Raw genomic sequence first — 20,215 nt, forward strand, 5'->3', positions numbered from 1 at the left:
CGGATCAACCCGATTCCGGCGGCGCGACGGTGTCGCCCGGCCCCAGCGGCCGCAGCATCTGCACCGTGTCCAGCCAGCGCCCGTGTTTGCGGCCCAGGCCCGGGAACACGCCGACGGTGCGAAAGCCCAGGCGTTCGTGCAGGGCCACCGAGGCGGCGTTGGAGCCGTCGCCGATCACCGCGACCATCTGCCGGTAGCCGCGCGCCTCGCAGTCGGCGATGAGCGCTTGCAGCAGGGCGCGGCCGACGCCGCGGCTCTGGCAGCCGGGTTGCACGTAGACCGTGTCCTCGACCGTCCAGCGGTAACCCTCGCGGCTGCGATAGCTGCTGGCGTAGGCGTAACCGGCGAAGGCGCCGTCGAGTTCGGCCACCAGGTAGGGATAGCCCTGCGCCAGCACCGCCTGCCAGCGCCGCGTCATCTCGGCCAGATCGGGCACCGCATATTCGTACGTGGCCACGCCCTCGCGCACTTCCAGCGCGTACAGGGCGGCGATCGCCGGCAGATCGCCGGCGACGGTGGGACGTATCAGCGGCGCGGCGGCCACCGCGCTCAATCGCGGTAGCGCTTGAGCAGGTCGCCGTAGGCGTCGATGCGGCGGTCGCGCAGGAAGGGCCAGATCCGGCGCACGTGCTCGCTGCGGCCCAGGTCGACCTCGGCCATCAGGATTTCCGGTTCGGCCTTGAGCGACTGAGCCAGGAACTCGCCCTGCGGGCCCAGCACATGGCTGGTGCCCCAGAAGTCGATGCCGGCCGCGTCCAAGGGCGATTGCTCGTGGCCGACCCGGTTGCAGCTCAGCACCGGCAGGCCGTTGGCGACCGCGTGGCCGCGGTGACTGAGCACCCAGGCGTCGCGCTGGCGGTCCTTCTCGGCCTGCTCGTCGGTCGGGTCCCAGCCGATCGCGGTCGGGTACAGCAACAGCTCGGCGCCGGCCAGGGCCATCAGGCGCGCGCCTTCCGGATACCACTGGTCCCAGCACACCAGCACGCCCAGGCGCCCGACCGAGGTCTGGATCGGCTCGAAGCCGATGTCGCCGGGGGTGAAGTAGAACTTCTCGTAGAAGCCCGGATCGTCCGGGATGTGCATCTTGCGGTACTTGCCGGCGGTGGAGCCGTCGGCGTCGAAGACCACCGCGGTGTTGTGGTACAGCCCGGCCGCGCGGCGCTCGAACAGCGAGCTGACCAGGACCACGCCGTGCTGCTTGGCCAGCGCGCCCAGGCGCTGGGTGCTGGGGCCGGGAATGGTCTCGGCCAGGTCGAACTCGGCCACCGACTCGTGCTGGCAGAAATACGGCCCGTTGTGCAGTTCCTGCAGCAGCACCAGCCTGGCGCCGCGCTTGGCGGCTTCGCCGACGCGCTCCTCGATGTTGGCGAGGTTGGCCTCGCGCGAGCCGTGGTCGCGGTCCTGGATCAGGGCGACGGGCAGGGTGGTCTTCTTCATGGGGGCGAGAATCCGGACGCGGGATGGCGACTATTGTAGGGCTCGCCGCCGATGCGCTTCATCTGCATGGCGCTGGACGTCGATCCTGTTCCGCCCAGCCGCCGCAGTGCTGGCGCGCGGCAATAACCAACCGAAACGGTCGATCCAGGTATTCGCCGGCGATAGGGGCGATGCACTGGCGGCGGCCCGGCCTGAGCGCGTCAGGCCGCGCTGCCGAGAGCGGACGGCGTTCGATACCTGTCGCGCTTAAGCCTCAGGACTCGCGGGCGGCGGCGTTGGCGCCGTCGACCACCCAGGCGATGCCGCTGGCGGCGGTAAAAAGCAGGAACACCAGCAGGGCCTGTTTGGAACCGGCGCCGGCGACCTTGCACGCGAGCAGGGCGGCCAGACTATAGGCGTGCAGCGCCTGCACGGTCGCGGCGCCGCGGCTGGCGGCTTGTCCGATGCGCCAGCGCGGGGTGAACAGCCAGACCTTCCGCAGCCGCGGCTTGAACCACAGGGCGATCAGCATGCCGGTGCCCCAAGCCGCGAACAGCACGCTGGCCACGATCGGCAGCACGGCGCTCATGTCCGGCTGCGGTGCCACGCTTAGGCCACCAGGCCCTGCGGCAATTGCATGGTGATGCAGTGCAGGCTGCCGTTCTGCCAGATCAGCGGGCGGCAGGGCACCGGCACGATCTCGCGGTCCGGGAAGGCCTGGGCCAGCACGGCCTGGGCCTCGCCGTCGGCGGCATCCCCGTAAGCCGGCATCAGCACGGCTCCATTGACGATGAGGAAGTTGGCGTAACTGGCCGCCAGCCTTCGGTTTTCGTCGATCACCGGCTGCGGCCACGGCAGCGCGAACAGGCGATAGGGCTGGCCGTCGCGGGTGCGCAGCGCGGCCAGCTCGGCGGCCATGGCCTGGAGCTCGGCGTAGTGCGAGTCGGCGGGGTCGTCGCAGCCCTGGTAGACGATGGCGTCGGCCGCGGCGAAGCGGGCCAGGGTGTCGATATGGGCGTCGGTGTCGTCGCCTTCCAGATAACCGTGGTCCAGCCACAGCACCCGGTCCTGGCGCAGCCAGTGCGACAGCTTGGCGGTGATCTCTTCGCGGCTGGCGTCCGGATGGCGCTCGTGCAGACACTGCCAGGTGCTCAGCAGGCTGCCCGCGCCGTCGGTTTCGATGGCGCCGCCTTCCAGAGCAAAATCAATGCTTTGTCGGTCACTCTTCAAGAAGATTCCCTGATCGTGCAGACGCTCGACCAGGAGGTCGTCCTGGCTGGCGTCGAACTTCCCGCCCCAGCCGGTGAAGCGGAAATCGAGCAGGCGGAAGCCGTCGCCGGCGCGCAGGCTGATCGGGCCGGAATCGCGCAGCCAGGTGTCGTCGTAGGGCGCTTCGACGAAGCGCACCCGGCCCATGTCGATCCGGGCCGAGGACAGGCGGGCGCGGGCATAGGCCTGGACATCGTCGTCGGCGACGCAGACGACCGCCGGCTGGAAGCGGGTGATCGCCGCGACCAGGGCGATGTAGGTGTCCTCGACTTCGCCCAGGCGATCGGCCCAGTCGGTGTCGGCGTTCGGCCAGGCGATCAGGACCGCGGACTGGGGTTCCCACTCCGCGGGGAAGCGCAATGCTTGCTCGGTCAAAACACGGTCTCGTTCGACGGCGTCAGCGCACGGCCGGCTTGGGCCCGATCTCTTGCGCGTCGGCCTTGTTGGCGACCACGTCGACCACCTTGTTCTTCTCGAAGTACACGGTGAACGCCGGGTAGACCCAACGGTTGATGGTGGGCCACTGGCGCTTCTGGCCGCCGCGCGGGTCCAGGCGTTCGGCCGGGGCGCCGTAGCGGGCCTCGACCTGGGCCATGGTCTGGCCGCGGACGGGCATCGCCGCCTTGTTCTCTTCGGACACGCGCTCGATCAGCAGGGTGTCGGCGGAGGCGGCGGTGGACAGGAGCAACAGGGCTGCAAACGCGAGTGCGGCGGGAGCGGTGCGGGACTTCATGGGTGCAACCTCGCTGGAGGACGCGAGATTGTACGCACAAGCCCCGATGCCACGGCAGCACGCGGCCGTCACGTTTTCGCGATCCGGCCGGGCCGGCGAGGGCGCCGCCGCGCAACGCAGAAAGGCCGCCTCGCGGCGGCCTCTCAGTCGAGCGATCATGGGCGCGAACGCCCAGGAACAGCTTCTTAGCGCTGACGCGCCTTGAAACGCGGGTTCGACTTGCAGATCACGAAGACCTTGCCACGGCGGCGAACGACTTTGCAGTCGCGGTGACGGGCCTTCGCCGACTTCAGGGAGGACAGGACCTTCATGACAGACCTCGGCAACAGGATTGGAATAGACAGCCCGCGATAATAGCGGGTATTTCCCACTACGATCAAGTGCTTGCACGAAATAATTTGCGCGGCGGCCGGGTCCGGGGTTTTCCGGGCCCCGGATCGGCCCCGCGGCAGTCCCGCCAGGGGCGGGCAAGCGGTGCCGTCCTTGCATAATAGAGGGATGACTACCCCCCACGACAGCAGCATCCCCGTCCTCACCATCGACGGCCCCTCCGGCTCCGGCAAGGGCACCATCAGCCGCCTGGTCGCCCAGTCCCTGGGCTGGCACTACCTGGATTCCGGCGCCCTGTACCGCGCGGTCGGCGTCGCCGCCGGCTGGGCCGACCTCGACCTGGCCGACCCGGCCGCCCTGGTCCGCTGCGCCTTCGACACCCGCATCGGCTTCCGCGACGACGAGCGCGGCGAGCTGCGGGTGCTGGTCAACGAGCAGGACGCCACCGACGAGCTGCGCACCGAGACCGCCGGCGCCGCCGCCTCGGCCATCGCCGCCATCCCCGAGGTCCGGGCCGCCCTCAAGGACCGTCAGCGCGCCTTCCGCCAGGCGCCGGGCCTGGTCGCCGACGGCCGCGACATGGGCACGGTGATCTTCCCGGACGCCCCTTACAAGGTCTTCCTGACCGCCAGCGCCGACGAAAGGGCGGAAAGGCGCTATAAGCAGTTGAAAGACAAAGGGGTTTCCGTTACTTTAGATGGTCTGCTGCGGGAGATTCTCGCCCGCGACGCCCGCGACGCACAGCGAGCGGTGGCACCGCTGCGACCGGCCGACGACGCCGTGCGCATCGATACCACCGGCCTGGGCATCGCCGAGGTGGTCGAACGCGTGCTGGCCTTGTTGCCGGCGCGCTGACGTTTGCGCAAACGCGGATCGAACGCGCAGCAGTGGCGGCACCGCAGTAAAAATCCAGCCCCGTCGCAATCCCGCGGCGGGATCCACAACGACACATGGTGCGGCTCCATCGCGCCACATAACGGGTGGGTCGACCACGCGCTGCTTGCGTCGCTACGACAGCGACGATGCCAGCCGGTGCGGCCCGTGTGTTCAACCGAGTAAATCAACTAATGACCGAATCATTTGCCGAGCTGTTCGAAGCTAGCCAGCAGTACCTGGCCAAACTGAAGCCGGGCGCCATCGTCACCGGCGTAGTCGTGGAAGTCCGCGGCGACGTGGTGGTGATCAACGCCGGCCTGAAGTCCGAAGGCATCGTGCCGATCGAACAGTTCCGTAACGACGCCGGCGAGATCGACGTTGCCGAAGGCGACGAAGTCAAGGTCGCCCTCGACTCGATCGAGAACGGCTTCGGCGAAACCGTGCTGTCCCGCGAGAAGGCCAAGCGCGCGATGGTGTGGGACGAGCTCGAAGAGGCGCTCGAAAAGAACGAGACCATCACCGGCCGCATCAGCGGCAAGGTCAAGGGTGGTTTCACCGTCGACATCAAGGATGTCCGCGGCTTCCTGCCCGGTTCGCTGGTGGACGTGCGCCCCGTGCGCGACTCCGCCTACCTGGAAGGCAAGGAACTCGAGTTCAAGCTCATCAAGCTGGACCGCAAGCGCAATAACATCGTCGTCTCCCGCCGTGCGGTGGTCGAGAGCGAGTACAGCGTCGAGCGCGAGCAGCTGATGGAGAAGCTGCAGGAAGGCGCGATCCTGAAGGGCGTCGTCAAGAACCTCACCGATTACGGTGCGTTCGTCGACCTCGGCGGCATCGACGGCCTGCTGCACATCACCGACATGGCGTGGAAGCGCGTGCGTCACCCGTCCGAAGTCGTGGAAGTCGGCCAGGAGCTGGACGTCCGCGTGCTCAAGTACGACCGCGAGCGCAACCGCGTCAGCCTCGGCCTCAAGCAGCTGGGCGAGGATCCGTGGGACAACATCGCGCGCCGCTACCCGGCCGACACCCGCGTGTTCGGCAAGGTCAGCAACGTCACCGATTACGGCGCGTTCGTCGAGATCGAGCCGGGCGTCGAAGGCCTGGTCCACGTCTCCGAAATGGATTGGACCAACAAGAACGTCAACCCGTCCAAGATCGTGCAGGTCGGCGACGAAGTTCAGGTCATGGTGCTGGACGTCGATGAAGAGCGTCGTCGTATCTCGCTGGGCATGAAGCAGGTCACCTCGAACCCGTGGGAGACCTTCGCGGCCATCCACAAGAAGGGCGACAAGGTCGAAGGCCAGATCAAGTCGATCACCGACTTCGGCATCTTCATCGGCCTGGACGGCGGCATCGACGGCCTGGTCCACCTGTCCGACATCAGCTGGAACACCACCGGCGAAGACGTGGTCCGCAACTACAAGAAGGGCGACACCCTGGAAGCCGTCGTCCTGGCCGTGGATCCGGAGCGCGAGCGCATCAGCCTGGGCGTCAAGCAGCTGGAGCAGGACCCGATGGGTCAGTACGTCGCTTCCAACGCCAAGGGCTCGATCGTCAAGGGCGTGGTGAAGGAAGTGGACGCCAAGGGCGCCACGATCGAACTGGCCGACGGCATCGAAGGCTACGTCGCTGCCCGCGACATCGCCAAGGAGCGCGTCGAGGACGCCACCCAGTACCTCAAGGTGGGTCAGGAAGTCGAAGCCAAGATCATCGGCACGGACCGCAAGGGCCGTTCCATGCAGCTGTCGATCAAGGCCAAGGACGAAGCCGAGCAGCAGGAGGCCCTGGCCGACTACAACCGCGCGGCCTCGGAAGCTTCCAGCGGCACCACCAAGCTGGGCGCGCTGCTGCGCGAGCAGCTGAGCGGCAACAAGTCCGAGTAATACCCAGCGTCAAGGCGCGCCGTTCCGGGCAACCGGACCGGCGTCGCCGCAATACCGCGGAGGCGGCCCGGCCCAGCCGGGTCGCCTTCGATTTGTGGCACCGTCGCGGCGCCGTCGTATCGGCACCGTCCCGACATCCCAGTAAAGAGCTTGCGCAGCGCCCATGACCAAGTCCGAACTCATCGAGATCCTTTCGCAGCGTCAGGCCCACCTGAAGGGCGACGACGTGGATCTGGCGGTGAAGGCCTTGCTCGAAATGATGGGCGGCGCGCTGTCGGTGGGCGAACGCATCGAGATCCGTGGCTTCGGCAGCTTCTCCTTGCACTTCCGTCCGCCGCGCCTGGGCCGCAACCCCAAGACCGGCGAGTCGGTGGCGTTGCCGGGCAAGCACGTGCCGCATTTCAAGCCCGGCAAGGAACTGCGCGAACGCGTCAGCGGCGTGGCGCCGCTGGACGACGACGCTTCCTGACCCAGTCGCTTGCGATCGCCGTCCCGAACGCGGGGCAGGGCGATCTCCCTTATCTGTGTACGCTATCCGTCGCCGTTCCCGCGTGCGCGACGACCCCGCGTGCGCTTCCGCCATTCACCGCTTAACCGCCGCCTCACGCCTCCGCTAAGCTAGGGGCGACACCGCGGACGCCGGAACCCCCCCATGCGCCTGATCCGTTTCCTCATCGCCTTCGTCTGCCTCGCGGCCGGCGCCACCGTCGGTGCGCTCAACCGGCAGATCGTGCCCATCGACCTGGGCTTCGGCACCTTCCCGACCACCCTGGGCGTGGCCCTGATCGTGTCCCTGCTGCTGGGCGTGCTCGCCGGCGGCCTGGCGATCACCGCCAGCCTGGTGCTGCCGCTGCGCCGCCGCCTGGCGCGCGCCGAGCGCGCCGTCGCCACCCCACGCGAGACCTGAGGCATGGAATTCATCAGCGAGTGGTTCTGGTTCTTCCTGCTGCTGCCGATCGCGGCCGTCAGCGGTTGGGTGATCGGCCGCCGCGGCGGCGAGCGCCACAGCGACAACCAGGTCAGCCATCTGTCGACCACCTATTTCCGCGGCCTCAACTACCTGCTCAACGAGCAGCCCGACAAGGCCATCGAGATCTTCCTGCACATCGCCGAGCTCGATAAGGACACCTTCGAGACCCAGGTTGCGCTGGGCCACCTGTTCCGTCGCCGCGGCGAAGTCGACCGCGCGATCCGTCTGCACCAGGCGCTGGTGCAGCGCCCCGGCCTGAGCGACCAGCAGAAGGTCCAGGCCCTGCTGGCGCTGGGCGAGGACTACATGCGCTCGGGCCTGCTCGATCGCGCCGAGACCGTGTTCAGCGACCTGGTCGCGCTGGACATGGCGCCGCTGGCGCTGCGCCACCTGATCGGCATCTACCAGTCCGAGCGCGACTGGGACAAGGCGATCGAGAACGCGCGCCGCTACGAGGCCGCCACCGGCGAGCCCATGGGCAAGCTGATCGCCCAGTTCGAATGCGAACTGGCCGACCGCCAGCGCGCCGCCGGCGACGTCGAAGCCGCGCGCGGCGCGGTCAAGCGCGCCTACGAGGCCGACGCCAACTCGGTGCGCGCCGGCATGCTCGAGGGGCGCATCGAGGTCGAGGCCGGCAACGACGCCGCCGCGATCCGCGCCTTCGAACGCGTGGCCCGCGCCGATCCCGACTATCTGCCGGAAGTGCTGCCCTCGCTGCTGAGCTGCTACGAGCGCGACGGCGACCCCACCGGCGCACGCGCGTTCCTGGCCGAGATGTGCGAGCACTACCGCGGCATCGCCCCGGTGCTGGCCCTGACCCGCATGGTCGAGGCCGAGGACGGCGTACCGGCCGCGCGCAGCTACCTCGCCCGCCAGCTCAAGGACCGGCCCTCGGTGCGCGGCGAGGCCGCCCTGATCGACCTGACCCTGGCCGAGGGCGCCGATCCGCTGGCGACCCTGCACGACCTCAAGCACATCACCGACCAGCTGCTGGTGCGCAACCCCAGCTACCGCTGCAACCGCTGCGGCTTCGGCGCGCGCAGCCACCATTGGCAATGCCCCAGCTGCAAGGAATGGGGAACGGTCAAGCCGCTGCTGAACTACGCGGTGGTCTGATCCGCATGGCGAGTTGGCTGATCACCCACCTGCTGATCGGAGCGGTCGGCACCTGGCTGGCGCGCTGGTACGCGCTGCGCATCCAACTGATCGACCAGCCCGGCGAGCGCCGCAGCCACGCCGTGGCGACCCCGCGCGGCGGCGGCATCGCCCTGGTCATCGCCCTGCTGGTCGCGACCCTGGCCCTGGCGGTGCGCCTGCCCGCGCAAGCCCCGCTGCTGGCCGCGTTCGGGCTGGGCCTGGCGCTGGTGGCCGGGGTCGGCCTGATCGACGACCACCGGCCGCTGCCGGCTTCGCTGCGGCTGGCGGTGCACGCCCTGGCCGCGGCGGTGTTCGCCTACGCGGTCTGGCACGTGCTGGACGCGCCCTGGCTGGCCCTGGGCGCGTTCGTGGCCGCTCTGGCGCTGACCAACGTCTGTAACTTCATGGACGGCATCAACGGTCTGGCCGCCAGCCAGGCCGCCCTGGTCGCCCTGGCCCTGGGCTGGCTGGCGGGGGCGCCGGGGCTGTGGCTGGGCCTGGCGCTGGCCGCGGCCTGCCTGGGTTTTTTGCCCTTCAACTTTCCCAAGGCCCGGATTTTCATGGGCGATGTGGGCAGCGGGGCGCTGGGATTCGCCCTGGCCGGGCTCGCGGTCCTGGCCGCGGCCGGTCTGGGCAGCCGATCAGCGGTCGTCCTGATGCCGCTTTCGGCGTTCCTTATCGACGCGGGCTTGACACTGTTACGACGCATGCTGCGTCGGGAAGCGTGGTGGACCGCACACGCACAACACACTTATCAGGTCTGGGCGAGGAGAGTAGGGCACACCAAAGTCACCATCGCTTACGCCATGCATACCCTCGCAGCTGTGCTCGCGCTCCCAATCCTGCTGCAAACGAGAATGGCTTTCATGCTGTGTACGGTTGCGGCGTGGTATATGTCCGGCGCTTTTTTGTGGTGGTGGTTGCAGCGCGCCGGCTCCGAGCCGGCGTTGAATTCTCCCGGCTAAGGTATAGGGGCATGGAATGAGCTCATGGCGCGATCGTCTTAAAGGTGCACTGCCGCGCACGGCGGTAGTCGCGCACGATCTCGCGATGGTGTGGTTGGTCTGGCAGGCGCTGTACCGCCTGCGCTTCGGCATCATCCCCGCCCCCGTTCCGCTGCCGCTGTGGTCGACCGAGATCGCCTTGGTGATGATCGCCCAGGGCCTGGTGTTCTGGCAGGTCGGTCTGTACCGCGGCCTGTGGCGCTTCGCCGGCGTGCCGGATCTTTGGAACATCTTCAAGGCCTGCATGCTCGGCCTGTTCGCGATCGTGCTGGTGCTGTTCCTCTATAACCGCCTCGACACCACCATGCCGCGCACGGTGCTGGTGCTGTATCCGGTGGTCCTGGTCGGCATGCTGGGCGCGCCGCGCCTGCTGTACCGCGCCTGGAAGGACAGCCGCGTCGAGCGCGCCAACACCGCCTCGGTGCGCATCCTGATCCTCGGCGCCGGCCGCGCCGGCGAAGCGCTGGTGCGCGACCTGCGCCGCTTCGGCACCTACGAGCCGGTCGGTTTCCTCGACGACGCCGCGCGCCTGCGCGGCAGCAAGGTGCAGGGCGTGCCGGTGCTGGGGCGCGTGCCTGAAGTGGCCGAGATCGCGCGCGAGACCGCGGCCAAACTGCTGGTGATCGCGATGCCCTCGGCCGACGCCAGCGCGCTGCAGCGCGTGGTGATCGCCTGCGAGCGCACCGGCCTGCCGTTCCGGATGGTGCCGCGTCTGCAGGACGTGCTGGAAGGGCGTTCGCTGCCGGGCGAGCTCAAGGAAGTCGCGATCGAGGATCTGCTCGGGCGCAAGCCGGTGCTGCCGGACTGGAAGGCGATCCGCAGCTGGCTGGGCGCGCGTTCGGTGCTGGTCACCGGCGCCGGCGGCTCGATCGGTTCGGAACTGTGCCGCCAGTGCGCGCGCCACGGCGCACGCCGCATCGCCCTGATCGAGATCGACGAACTCGCCCTGACCCAGACCGAGGCCGCGCTGCGCCGCGATTTCCCCGATCTGGAATACATCCCGATCCTGGGCGACTGCGGCGATCCGGCGGTGATCGCGTTCGCCCTGGACCAGTCCGAACCCGACGCGGTCTTCCACGCCGCCGCCTACAAGCAGGTGCCGCTGCTGGAAGCGCAACTGCGCGAAGCGGTGCGCAACAACGTGCTGTCCACCGCGACCGTGGCCAAGGCCTGCCGCGAGGCCGGCGTCGGCACCTTCGTGCTGATCTCCACCGACAAGGCGGTCGACCCGGTCAACGTGCTCGGCGCGACCAAGCGCCTGGCCGAGATGACCTGCCAATCGCTGGCCGACCAGCGCTCGACCCGCTTCGTGACCGTGCGCTTCGGCAACGTGCTCGACTCGGCCGGCAGCGTGGTGCCGCTGTTCCGCGAACAGATCCGCAGCGGCGGCCCGGTCACGGTCACCGACCCGGAGGTCACGCGCTTCTTCATGACGATTCCCGAAGCCTGCCAGCTGATCCTGCAGGCCTCGGCGATCGGCAGCCACGAGGCGATCTACACCCTCGACATGGGCGAGCCGGTGCCGATCCGCCTGCTCGCCGAGCAGATGATCCGCCTGGCCGGCAAGCAGCCGGGCCGCGATATCGCGATCATCTACACCGGCCTGCGTCCGGGCGAAAAGCTGCACGAGACCCTGTTCCACGCCGACGAGCGCTACCGCCCGACCCAGCATCCCAAGATCCTGCAGGCCGAACCGCGCAGCGTGTCGGCCAGCGTGATCGAGCCGGCCATCGCACAGATGCGCGAGGCCTCGGCGCGCTACGACCGCGAAGCGCTGAATCAGCTGCTGCGCATGGCCGTGCCCGAATTCGCCCCGGTCGGTGAACATCCCGATTACGTCGAATCCACTACCGTGGTGGCATTCCCGACACGCAACGCCAGGAAGGTTTGATGGCAGCTCGCATCCGTAAAGCAGTGTTCCCGGTCGCAGGACTGGGGACCCGGTTCCTGCCCGCGACCAAGACCGTACCCAAGGAAATGCTGCCGATCGTCGATCGGCCGCTGATCCAGTACGCGGTCGACGAAGCCATCGAGGCCGGCTGCGACACCCTGATCTTCGTCACCAACCGCTACAAGCACGCGGTCGCCGACTACTTCGACAAGGCCTACGAGCTGGAACAGAAGCTCGAGCGCAGCGGCAAGTTCGAACAACTGGAACTGGTGCGCAACGTGCTGCCCGAAGGCGTGCGCGCGGTGTTCGTGACCCAGGCCGAGGCCCTGGGCCTGGGCCATGCGGTGCTGTGCGCCAAGCCCGTGGTCGGCGACGAACCGTTCGCGGTGGTGCTGCCGGACGATCTGATCTGGAACCGCGGGCCGGGCGCGCTGCGCCAGATGGCCGACGCGGCCGAGAGTTCCGGCGCCAGCGTGATCGCGGTGCAGGACGTGCCGCGCGAACAGACCGGCAGCTACGGCATCGTCGCCACCGACAACTTCGCCGGGCGCCAGGGCCGCATCCGCGCCATCGTCGAAAAGCCCGCGCCCGAAGTCGCGCCCAGCAACCTCGCCGTGGTCGGCCGCTACGTGCTCAATCCGCGCATCTTCTCGCTGCTGGAGAACACCACGCCGGGCGCCGGCGGCGAGATCCAGCTCACCGACGCGATCGCGGCCCTGCTGGCCGAGGACACCGTCAACGCCTACCGCTTCCAGGGCACGCGCTTCGACTGCGGTACCCACCTGGGCCTGATCGAAGCGACGATCCGTTTCGCCCTCGATCACGAAGTGCTCAGCGATTCGGCGCGCCTGCTGATGCAGAACGCCTTGAGCGAACTGGGTGTCGCCGATCTGGAGTGATGCCAGGGGTTTGGAGAGCAGCGGCTAGCGGCCAGGCGCCGTGCTTGCTGGCTCGCCGTCGCCGCGATCGGAGGCGGGGTACCCGGCCATCGACAGCGGCGATTCAATCAGGCGCGCCGCGATGCGTCCGATAGAACAACAAAGCGCATAGCGCGGCGAGTCCGATCCAGACCGCCACGATCACCGCGGCGCCGACACGGCCTGCCGGGCCGCCGTCCAGGCCGCCGGCACGCGCGGCACGCGCGCGGCACTCGATCATGACGGCCGCCGGAATCATGCGGATCGCCCAGGCGATCCCCAGCGGCAGCAGTAGCAGATCGTCCAGATAGCCCAGGACCGGGATGAAGTCCGGAATCAGGTCGATGGGGCTGAGCGCATAGGCCACGATCGCCGCGACCAGCAGCTTGGCGTACCACGGAGTGAGCGGATGCCGCGCCGCCAGGTACAGCGCGTGGATCTCGCGCTTGAGTTCGCCGGCGCGTTGCCGCAGTGCATCGATCCATGGCATGCCTTCGGCCTCTACGGTGGCTGACGCCGACGGCGCGGGTCGCGTCACGATGTACGCCAGGTCGGGGCAGGGCAATAGCGCCCGTCCCGCACAGGCGCCGTCGGTGCCGCCGAAGGGCTGGCACGGCCCGGCGCCGGTTCCCGGCCTAGCGGTAGCACCAGAACGTCGCCATCGCCAAGGCCGCGCACAGCGCGGCCAGTGCGCGCGCCAGCGCCGCCATGCGGCCGACCCGGCCGATCCAGCGCTGCGCGACCGTTCCGCGCAGCACGCGTACATCGCGCAGGGTGCGCCAGTCGCGCGGCGGGAAGCGTTGTTCGCTGCGCGCGGCCGCGGCCAGCCGATGCAGGCTGCGGCCCAGCAGCCACAGCGGCACCGTCGGCAGCAGCGCCAGGGCCACCAGCAGGCCGCGCAGCCAGCGCCGCGTGCGCTCGCTATCGCCGGCCAGCGCCAATTGCCGCAGGACCTCGCCCAGCCAGGCGTCGAGCTGCCACAGCGCCAGCACGCACAGCGCCGCGATCGCGACGATGATGCGCAGGCTGCGCCTGCGATAGGCTAGGTCGGCCGGGTGGATTTCCGTATCGCGCACCGTGCGTCGCTCTCGCTGGCGTCCTCTGGCTCGACCGCATTTCAGCAAACCCCGCCGCCGTATTCCAGATCCGCCCGCTCATGACCGTCGCCAGCTATTACCGCGCCACCTTGCCGCCGATCGCCGAACGGCCTGCCTTGCAGGGCCGCGCCGAGGCCGAGGTCTGCGTGATCGGCGGCGGCTTCGCCGGGCTCAACACCGCGCTGGGCCTGGCCGAGCGCGGGGTCGCAGGGGTGGTCCTGGTCGAGGCCCAGGCCCTGGGCCACGGCGCCTCCGGCCGCAACGGCGGTTTCGTGTTCGGCGGCTACTCGCGCGGCGAGGACGCGCTGCTGCGCGAACTCGGCCCCGAGCGCGCCCGCGCCCTGTATGCCGGCACCACCGATGCGGTCGAACTGATCCGCACGCGCATCCATCGCCATGGCCTGGACTGCGACGCGGTCGAGGCCGGGGTGATCTGGGCCAACTGGTTCCGCGATCCGCAGCTGCTGCGCTCGCGCCAGCGCCTGCTGGCCGAAGCTTACGGCGCCGACTGGCGCTGGCTGGCGCAGGACGAACTGCGCGCCCTGGTGCGCAGCCCGCGCTATCACGACGGCCTGTTCGAGCCGCAGGCCTTCCATTTCCACCCGCTCAAGTACGCGCACGGCCTGGCCATGTTGGCCGAACGCGCCGGCGTCGCCGTGCACGAGCGCAGCCCGGCCATTTCGCTGCGCCGCGACGGCGCGCTGTGGCGGGTCGGCACGCCGCAGGGCGAGATCGCCGCGCGCCAGGTCGTGCTGGCCTGCGGCGGCTACCTCGCCGGCCTGCGCGCGCGCGTGGACGCGGGGGTGATGCCGATCGCGACCTACGTCATGGTCACCGAGCCGCTGCACGCGCGCCTGGACGAGGCCCTGCGCACGCGCGCGGCGGTCTACGACACCCGTTTCGCATTCGACTACTACCGGCCATTGCCGGATACGCGCCTGCTGTGGGGCGGACGGATCTCGGTGCTGGACCGTTCGCCGGCGGCGGTGGAGCGCCTGCTGCGGCGCGACCTGCTCAAGGTGTTCCCGCAGTTGCAAGGCGTGCGCATCGAGCAGGCCTGGTCCGGCCTGATGAGCTATGCGCGCCACCAGATGCCGCAGATCGGCCAGGTCGAGGAGGGCCTGTGGCTGGCCCAGGCCTTCGGCGGCCACGGCGTGGCGCCGACCACCTACGCCGGCGAAGTGCTGGCCTCGGCGATCGCGCAAGGCGATCCGCGCTGGCGCGAATTCGAACGCTACGGCCTGGTCTCGGCGCTGAAGCCGGCCGGTCTGCTGGGCGCGCAGCTGAGTTACGCCTGGGCGCAGCTCAAGGATCATTGGAAGGACTGGAACGAGAGGGTGCGCGGGTGAGCGAAGACGAAAAGACCATCGCCTACGGCGATCTGAGCTGGAGCGAGTTCGAGAAGGTGATGCTGTGCGCGGGCACGGTGCTGCGGGTCGAGGAATTTCCCGAGGCGCGCAAGCCGGCCTGGAAACTGTGGGTGGACTTCGGCCCGCACGGCGTGCGCAAGACCAGCGCGCAGGTCAAACAGCTGTACGCGGCCGAGCAACTGGTCGGCCGCCAGATCGTGGGCGTGATCAACTTCCCGCCCAAGCAGGTCGGGCCGTTCCGTTCCGAGTTCCTGCTGACCGGTTTTCCCACCGAGGAGGGCGTGGTGATCACCGCGATCGAACGGCCGGTGCCGAACGGCACGCGCCTGGCCTGACGCCGCTGCGCGGCCTTGGGGTAGGAGCGGCGCGAGCCGCGACCGCGAAACCGGCTCGCGTCGCCGCTGCGATGGCGCGGTCGCGGCTTACGCCGCTCCTACCCCAAAGCGCGTCGCACATTAAAAATGTTCAATGCGGCGCCCAGGCCTGCGTAGTCCGCGGCTGCCTAGCCTGCATACGCGATCGTTCCGGTCGCGCATTCGGGAGAGGCCGTCATGATCCGCAAACTGCTGGTTCCGATCGCTACCGCATTGCTGTTCCTGAGCCTGGGTGCCAACGCCGCGCAGTCCGCCGCACCGGCCGTGCCGCCGGCAGCGGCCGCCAAGCCCATGGCCACGCGTCCCGCAACCCAACCGATGGCCGCCGCCGCGGCCAAGCCCGCGCCGGCCGCAGCCGAGCACTGCCGCGACACCAAGGGCAAATTCGTATCCTGTGAAAAGAAAACCGAAACCAAGCATTGCCGCGACGCCCAGGGCAAGTTCACTGCCTGTCCCAAGTGATCCCGCGGTCGGCTACCGTGGGCCGACCGCCAGCGCAACCGGACCTCGTCCACAGCAAGGGCAGCTTCGGCTGCCTTTGCTGTTTTGCGGGTCGCATCGATGCGAAGCGGGGCCTATTCCTGCTCGAGCCTATGCGCTTTCTGGATGACCACTAGCGCGCGCAATATCGACACGACCAGCAGCACATGGAACAGTCCGCTCCAGAGCAGGCCAGTGGGGATGCTGCCGAGACGGTAGAACTCGTCTGGATAGAGCTGTGCGAACGTGAGCCAGATCGACGCCGACAGCAACAACGGTCCGACGATCGACCAGACTTCGGAACGACGAAAGGCGCCGATCAGGAGCACGCCGATTCCCGCCCAACCCAGCCACGCGCCGATCGACGCCTGCGGCAGCAGCATGCCGATCACGCCTACGCCGTGGCCGGCGAACACCGGCACGGTGCCGTAGGCGAGGATCAAAGCGAGCGCCAGGCAAAAACGTCCTGTTCTGAAGTCCATGGCCTCTGTCCTGGCTGTTGAGTACGCGCCGGTACGGCGCCGCCATCATGCCGCAAAGCCCCAGCGCAGCCCACGAACGCAACAAGGCAGCCGTGCTGCCCTGTTGTCTTGCGTCGCGAAGGCCGTAGCCTTCGCGTTGGCTCACAGGCTCACAGGCTCACAGGCTCACAGGCTCACAGGCTCACAGGCTCACAGGCTCAGAGCGCCTCGAACACGCCCGCCGCGCCCATGCCGGTGCCGATGCACATCGTCACCAGGCCGTACTTCTGCTGGCGACGGCGCAGGCCGTGGACGATGGTCGCGGTGCGGATCGCACCGGTCGCGCCCAGCGGATGACCCAGCGCGATCGCGCCGCCCAGCGGATTGACCTTGGACGGGTCCAGGCCGCTGTCGCGGATCACCGCCAGCGCCTGCGCGGCGAAGGCTTCGTTGAGCTCGATCCAGTCGATCTGGTCCTGGCTCAGGCCAGCCTGCTTGAGCGCCTTGGGAATCGCCGCGATCGGGCCGATGCCCATCACTTCCGGACGCACGCCGGCGACCGAGAAGCTGACGAAACGCGCGAGCGGGGTCAGGCCGTAGTCCTTGACCGCCTGGCCCGAGGCCAGCAGCACCGCGGCCGCGCCGTCGCTCATCTGCGAGGCGGTGCCGGCGGTGACCGTGCCGCCGAACTGGCCGTTGCGGAACACCGGCTTGAGCTTGGCCAGCGCCTCCAGCGAGGCGTCGGCGCGCGGGCCTTCGTCGAGCTCGATCAGGCTCTTGCGCAGCTTGATGGTGTTGCCGGCCAGGTCGGGCTGGTGCGACAGCACTTCGTACGGGCTGATCTCGCTGGCGAATTCGCCGGCCTGCTGCGCGGCGATCGCCTTCTGATGCGAGGCCAGCGCGAACGCGTCCTGGTCCTCGCGCGAGATCTTCCATTCCTCGGCGACCTTCTCGGCGGTGATGCCCATGCCGTAGGCGATGGCGACGTGGTCGTCCTTGAACACGCTCGGGCTGAGCGCGACCTTGTTGCCCATCATCGGCACCATCGACATCGACTCGGTGCCGCCGGCCAGGACCAGGTCGGAATTGCCCAGGCGGATCTCGTTGGCGGCCAGGGCCACGGCCTGCAGGCCGGAGGAGCAGAAACGGTTGATGGTCTGCGCGGCGATGGTGTTGGGCAGGCCGGCCAGCAGCACGCCGATGCGCGCCACGTTCATGCCTTGCTCGCCCTCGGGCATGGCGCAGCCGATGATCGCGTCGTCGATGCGGTTGAGGTCGATGCCCGGGGCCTGGGCGACCACCGACTTGAGCACATGCGCGAGCATGTCGTCGGGACGGGTGTTGCGGAACACGCCGCGCGGGGCCTTGCCGACCGGGGTGCGGGTGGCGGCGACGATGTAGGCGTCTTGAACTTGCTTCATGATCTTTCTCCGAAAGAGGGATTCGGGATTAGGGATTCGGGATTAGTTAGGAGCGGCGATTCGGGAGTCGCTATCGCGAATCCCGAATCTCGAATCACCAATCTCAGTTCCTCAGCGGCTTGCCGGTCTTGAGCATGTGCGCGATGCGCTCCTGCGTCTTGGGCATCTGCGCCAGGGCGACGAAGTGTTCGCGCTCGAGCTTGAGCAGCCATTCCTCGTCGACCAGCGCGCCGCGGTCGACTTCGCCGCCGCAGATCACGGTGGCGATGCGGGTCGCGATCTCGTAGTCGTGCGGCGAGATGAAACGGCCTTCCAGCATGTTGACCAGCAGCATCTTGAAGGTGGCGATGCCGACGTCGCCGGCGACCTGGACCCGGCGGCCGGGCAGGGGCGGGCGGTAGCCGCTCTCGGCCAGGCCGCGCGCCTGGGCCTTGGCCACGTGCAGCAGTTCGAAGGCGTTGAACACGACCGCATCGCCGTCGCGGGCCAGCTTGAGCTCGCGCGCTTCGAAAGCCGAGCTCGAAACCTTGGCCATGGCCACGGACTCGAACGCGGTCTTGAGCTGGGCGAACACGTCGCCGCCCGGACCGGCCGCGTCGGAGGCGCGCACCGCGAACTCCTTCAAGCCGCCGCCGGCCGGCAGCAGGCCGACTCCGGCCTCGACCAGGCCGATGTAGCTTTCCAGCGCGAACACGCTCTTGGCCGCGTGCATCTGAAACTCGCAGCCGCCGCCCAGGGCCAGGCCGCGCACCGCCGCGACCACCGGCACCAGCGAATACTTGATGCGCTGGCTGGTGGCCTGGAAGTTGGCGACCATGGCCTCGAAGCCCTTGAGGTCGCCGGCCTGCAGCAGGCCGAGCGCGCCGGACAGGTCGGCGCCGGCCGAGAACGGCTCCTTGGGCTGCCAGATCACCACGCCCTTGAACTTCTTCTCGGCGATGCCGATGGCTTCCTGGATGCCGTCGAGCACGTGGTCGTTGACCGTGTGCATCTTGGTCTTGAAGCTGATCACGGCGATGTCGTCGCCGTCGTCGGCCCACAGGCGGATGCCGTCGTTCTCGAACACGGTCTGGCCCTGCGAGAACTTCTCGCCGAGCAGGGCGTCGGGATAGCGCTGGCGCGCATAGACCGGGTTGGACGAGCGCGCGACCTTGGCGTTGCGGCCCGGGCTGTAGCTGCCGTCGGCGCCGTGCACGCCGTCGCGGCCGTCGAACACCCAGTTCGGCAGCGGCGCGGGCGCCATCGCCTTGCCGGCCACGATGTCCTCGGCGATCCAGTCGGCGACCTGCTTCCAGCCGGCGGCCTGCCAGGTCTCGAACGGGCCCAGCGACCAGCCGTAGCCCCAGCGCATGGCGAAATCGACGTCGCGCGCGGTGTCGGCGATCGATTCCAGGTGGAAGGCGCTGTAGTGGAAGCTGTCGCGGAACACCGCCCACAGGAACTGCGCCTGCGGATGGCTGCTGGCGCGCAGCGCGGCGAACCTCTTGGCCGGGTCGCGCTCCTTGAGCAGGGCGGCGACGTCGGCGTCGAGCTCGCCGGCCGAGACGCGGTAGTCCTGCGCCTTCAGGTCCAGCACCAGGATGTCCTTGCCGCGCTTGGTGTAGACGCCAGCGCCGGTCTTCTGGCCCAGCGCGCCCTTTTCGATCAGCGCGGCCAGCCACTTGGGCGCCTTGAAGTACTGATGCCAGGGGTCGTCGGGCAGGGTGTCGGCCATGGTCTTGATGACGTGGGCCATGGTGTCCAGGCCGACCACGTCCGCGGTGCGATAGGTCGCCGACTTGGGCCGGCCGATCGCCGGGCCGGTCAGGGCGTCGACGGTGTCGAAGCCCAGGCCGAACTGCTCGGTGTGGTGCATCGCGGCCAGCATCGAGAACACGCCGATGCGGTTGCCGATGAAGTTGGGGGTGTCCTTGGCGATCACCACGCCCTTGCCCAGGGTGGTGGTCAGGAAGGTTTCCAGGCCCTCCAGCACGCTGGCGTCGGTGCCGCGGGCCGGGATCAGCTCGGCCAGGTGCATGTAGCGCGGCGGGTTGAAGAAGTGCACGCCCAGGAAGCGGTGGCGCAGCTGCTCGGGCAGCACCTCGGCCAGCTTGTTGATGCCCAGGCCCGAGGTGTTGGACGCCAGCACGGTGTGCTCGGCCACGAACGGGGCGATCTTCTTGTACAGGTCCTGCTTCCAGTCCATGCGCTCGGCGATGGCCTCGATGATCAGGTCGCAGCCGCGCAGCTGTTCCAGGCCGGTTTCGTAGTTGGCCGCGCTGATGCGCTCGGCCAGGCCCTTGGCGGCGAGCGGGGCGGGGCTGAGCTTGCCCAGGTTGGCGATCGCCTTGGCGACGATGCCGTTGGGATCGCCCTCCTTGGCCGGCAGGTCGAACAGCACCGTGTCGACGCCCGCGTTGGTCAGGTGCGCGGCGATCTGCGCGCCCATGACGCCGGCGCCCAGGACCGCGGCTCGGCGGACAAGCAATTTATTAGACATCGTCTGCAACTCCTTGGATTGATTGCATTTATGCTGCGGCGCCAGGGCGGAAACGGAGGCAGGGCCACCGATGGGGTCGCCCGGGCGCGTTCGGAAAGGGGTGGCTG

At 68.8% G+C, this 20,215-nt stretch carries 21 protein-coding genes and 1 pseudogene; 11 read left to right on the forward strand and 11 right to left on the reverse strand.

What is annotated here, in order from left to right; translation table 11 throughout:
* Nucleotides 1-4 precede the first annotated feature (4 nt).
* The 6 genes from V1318_RS01355 to ykgO all read right to left on the reverse strand — a co-directional run bounded on the left by V1318_RS01355 (nucleotide 5) and on the right by ykgO (nucleotide 3,729).
* The gene (locus V1318_RS01355) at nucleotides 5-553 is read right to left on the reverse strand and encodes an N-acetyltransferase family protein (protein ID WP_332937047.1); all 549 of its coding nucleotides are present in this window, start codon (nucleotides 551-553) and stop codon (nucleotides 5-7) included.
* Entirely contained in the window at nucleotides 550-1,437 is an 888-nt protein-coding gene (locus tag V1318_RS01360) for a carbon-nitrogen hydrolase (RefSeq protein ID WP_332937048.1), read from the reverse strand. The genes V1318_RS01355 and V1318_RS01360 overlap by 4 nt, the downstream gene beginning before the upstream one ends.
* A 253-nt stretch (nucleotides 1,438-1,690) precedes the next feature.
* Nucleotides 1,691-2,023: a hypothetical protein gene (locus V1318_RS01365; RefSeq protein ID WP_332937050.1), complete on the reverse strand. Its 333-nt coding sequence runs from the start codon at nucleotides 2,021-2,023 to the stop codon at nucleotides 1,691-1,693.
* Between the two features lie 2 nt (nucleotides 2,024-2,025).
* Entirely contained in the window at nucleotides 2,026-3,060 is a 1,035-nt protein-coding gene (locus V1318_RS01370) for an agmatine deiminase family protein (protein ID WP_332937053.1), read from the reverse strand.
* Between the two features lie 22 nt (nucleotides 3,061-3,082).
* Nucleotides 3,083-3,418, reverse strand: coding sequence for a hypothetical protein (locus V1318_RS01375; protein WP_332937055.1), 336 nt, complete (start codon nucleotides 3,416-3,418; stop codon nucleotides 3,083-3,085).
* A gap of 185 nt (nucleotides 3,419-3,603) precedes the next feature.
* Nucleotides 3,604-3,729 (reverse strand): type B 50S ribosomal protein L36, encoded by a 126-nt coding sequence (gene ykgO, locus V1318_RS01380; protein WP_010342887.1) that lies wholly within the window; start codon nucleotides 3,727-3,729, stop codon nucleotides 3,604-3,606.
* 187 nt (nucleotides 3,730-3,916) lie between these two features.
* On the opposite strand from ykgO, the gene cmk reads away from it, so the two are divergent.
* From cmk to galU, 8 genes are all read left to right on the forward strand, one after another.
* A complete protein-coding gene (gene cmk / locus V1318_RS01385; RefSeq protein WP_332937079.1) occupies nucleotides 3,917-4,603 on the forward strand; it encodes a (d)CMP kinase in 687 nt (228 codons plus the stop codon).
* 212 nt (nucleotides 4,604-4,815) lie between these two features.
* Nucleotides 4,816-6,507: a 30S ribosomal protein S1 gene (rpsA, locus tag V1318_RS01390; protein WP_332937081.1), complete on the forward strand. Its 1,692-nt coding sequence runs from the start codon at nucleotides 4,816-4,818 to the stop codon at nucleotides 6,505-6,507.
* 163 nt (nucleotides 6,508-6,670) lie between these two features.
* A complete protein-coding gene (locus tag V1318_RS01395; RefSeq protein ID WP_332937082.1) occupies nucleotides 6,671-6,976 on the forward strand; it encodes an integration host factor subunit beta in 306 nt (101 codons plus the stop codon).
* A gap of 183 nt (nucleotides 6,977-7,159) precedes the next feature.
* A complete protein-coding gene (locus V1318_RS01400; protein WP_332937084.1) occupies nucleotides 7,160-7,414 on the forward strand; it encodes a lipopolysaccharide assembly protein LapA domain-containing protein in 255 nt (84 codons plus the stop codon).
* 3 nt (nucleotides 7,415-7,417) lie between these two features.
* The gene (gene lapB / locus V1318_RS01405) at nucleotides 7,418-8,593 is read left to right on the forward strand and encodes a lipopolysaccharide assembly protein LapB (protein ID WP_332937085.1); all 1,176 of its coding nucleotides are present in this window, start codon (nucleotides 7,418-7,420) and stop codon (nucleotides 8,591-8,593) included.
* A gap of 5 nt (nucleotides 8,594-8,598) precedes the next feature.
* On the forward strand, nucleotides 8,599-9,579 hold the full coding sequence (locus tag V1318_RS01410) for a lipopolysaccharide biosynthesis protein (protein ID WP_332937087.1): 981 nt from the start codon (nucleotides 8,599-8,601) through the stop codon (nucleotides 9,577-9,579).
* 16 nt (nucleotides 9,580-9,595) lie between these two features.
* Nucleotides 9,596-11,509 (forward strand): nucleoside-diphosphate sugar epimerase/dehydratase, encoded by a 1,914-nt coding sequence (locus V1318_RS01415; RefSeq protein ID WP_332937089.1) that lies wholly within the window; start codon nucleotides 9,596-9,598, stop codon nucleotides 11,507-11,509.
* Nucleotides 11,509-12,408 carry a UTP--glucose-1-phosphate uridylyltransferase GalU gene (gene galU / locus V1318_RS01420; RefSeq protein WP_332937091.1) on the forward strand — a complete coding sequence of 300 codons (900 nt, stop codon included), beginning with the start codon at nucleotides 11,509-11,511 and terminating at the stop codon, nucleotides 12,406-12,408. The genes V1318_RS01415 and galU overlap by 1 nt, the downstream gene beginning before the upstream one ends.
* Nucleotides 12,409-12,574: 166 nt before the next feature.
* On the opposite strand, the pseudogene V1318_RS01425 reads toward galU, so the two are convergent.
* Together V1318_RS01425 and V1318_RS01430 are read right to left on the reverse strand one after the other, a co-directional pair.
* Nucleotides 12,575-12,877: pseudogene (locus V1318_RS01425) on the reverse strand (DUF1232 domain-containing protein); the annotation flags it as partial.
* Nucleotides 12,878-13,061: 184 nt separating this feature from the next.
* Nucleotides 13,062-13,502, reverse strand: a complete 441-nt coding sequence (locus V1318_RS01430; protein ID WP_332937092.1) for a hypothetical protein — start codon at nucleotides 13,500-13,502, stop codon at nucleotides 13,062-13,064.
* 80 nt (nucleotides 13,503-13,582) lie between these two features.
* Here V1318_RS01430 and V1318_RS01435 point away from each other — a divergent pair, with 80 nt between their 5' ends.
* The 3 genes from V1318_RS01435 (at nucleotide 13,583) to V1318_RS01445 (ending at nucleotide 15,729) form a co-directional block, all read left to right on the forward strand.
* Nucleotides 13,583-14,872 (forward strand): FAD-binding oxidoreductase, encoded by a 1,290-nt coding sequence (locus tag V1318_RS01435; RefSeq protein WP_332937094.1) that lies wholly within the window; start codon nucleotides 13,583-13,585, stop codon nucleotides 14,870-14,872.
* Entirely contained in the window at nucleotides 14,869-15,228 is a 360-nt protein-coding gene (locus tag V1318_RS01440; RefSeq protein ID WP_332937095.1) for a tRNA-binding protein, read from the forward strand. Before V1318_RS01435 ends, V1318_RS01440 begins: the two co-directional genes overlap by 4 nt.
* 216 nt (nucleotides 15,229-15,444) lie before the next feature.
* Complete coding sequence (locus V1318_RS01445; protein WP_332937096.1) at nucleotides 15,445-15,729, forward strand: hypothetical protein; 285 nt, start codon at nucleotides 15,445-15,447, stop codon at nucleotides 15,727-15,729.
* Nucleotides 15,730-15,842: 113 nt separating this feature from the next.
* Here the strand turns inward: V1318_RS01445 and V1318_RS01450 are convergent, their stop codons facing one another.
* The 3 genes from V1318_RS01450 to V1318_RS01460 all read right to left on the reverse strand — a co-directional run bounded on the left by V1318_RS01450 (nucleotide 15,843) and on the right by V1318_RS01460 (nucleotide 20,108).
* Nucleotides 15,843-16,229, reverse strand: coding sequence for a hypothetical protein (locus V1318_RS01450; protein ID WP_332937097.1), 387 nt, complete (start codon nucleotides 16,227-16,229; stop codon nucleotides 15,843-15,845).
* A 197-nt stretch (nucleotides 16,230-16,426) separates the two neighbouring features.
* A complete protein-coding gene (locus V1318_RS01455) occupies nucleotides 16,427-17,632 on the reverse strand; it encodes an acetyl-CoA C-acyltransferase (RefSeq protein WP_332938296.1) in 1,206 nt (401 codons plus the stop codon).
* Nucleotides 17,633-17,732: 100 nt separating this feature from the next.
* Entirely contained in the window at nucleotides 17,733-20,108 is a 2,376-nt protein-coding gene (locus V1318_RS01460) for a 3-hydroxyacyl-CoA dehydrogenase/enoyl-CoA hydratase family protein (protein WP_332937098.1), read from the reverse strand.
* Nucleotides 20,109-20,215 lie beyond the last annotated feature (107 nt).

This window comes from Lysobacter sp. CCNWLW3, assembly GCF_036697405.1.
GTDB lineage: Bacteria > Pseudomonadota > Gammaproteobacteria > Xanthomonadales > Xanthomonadaceae > Lysobacter.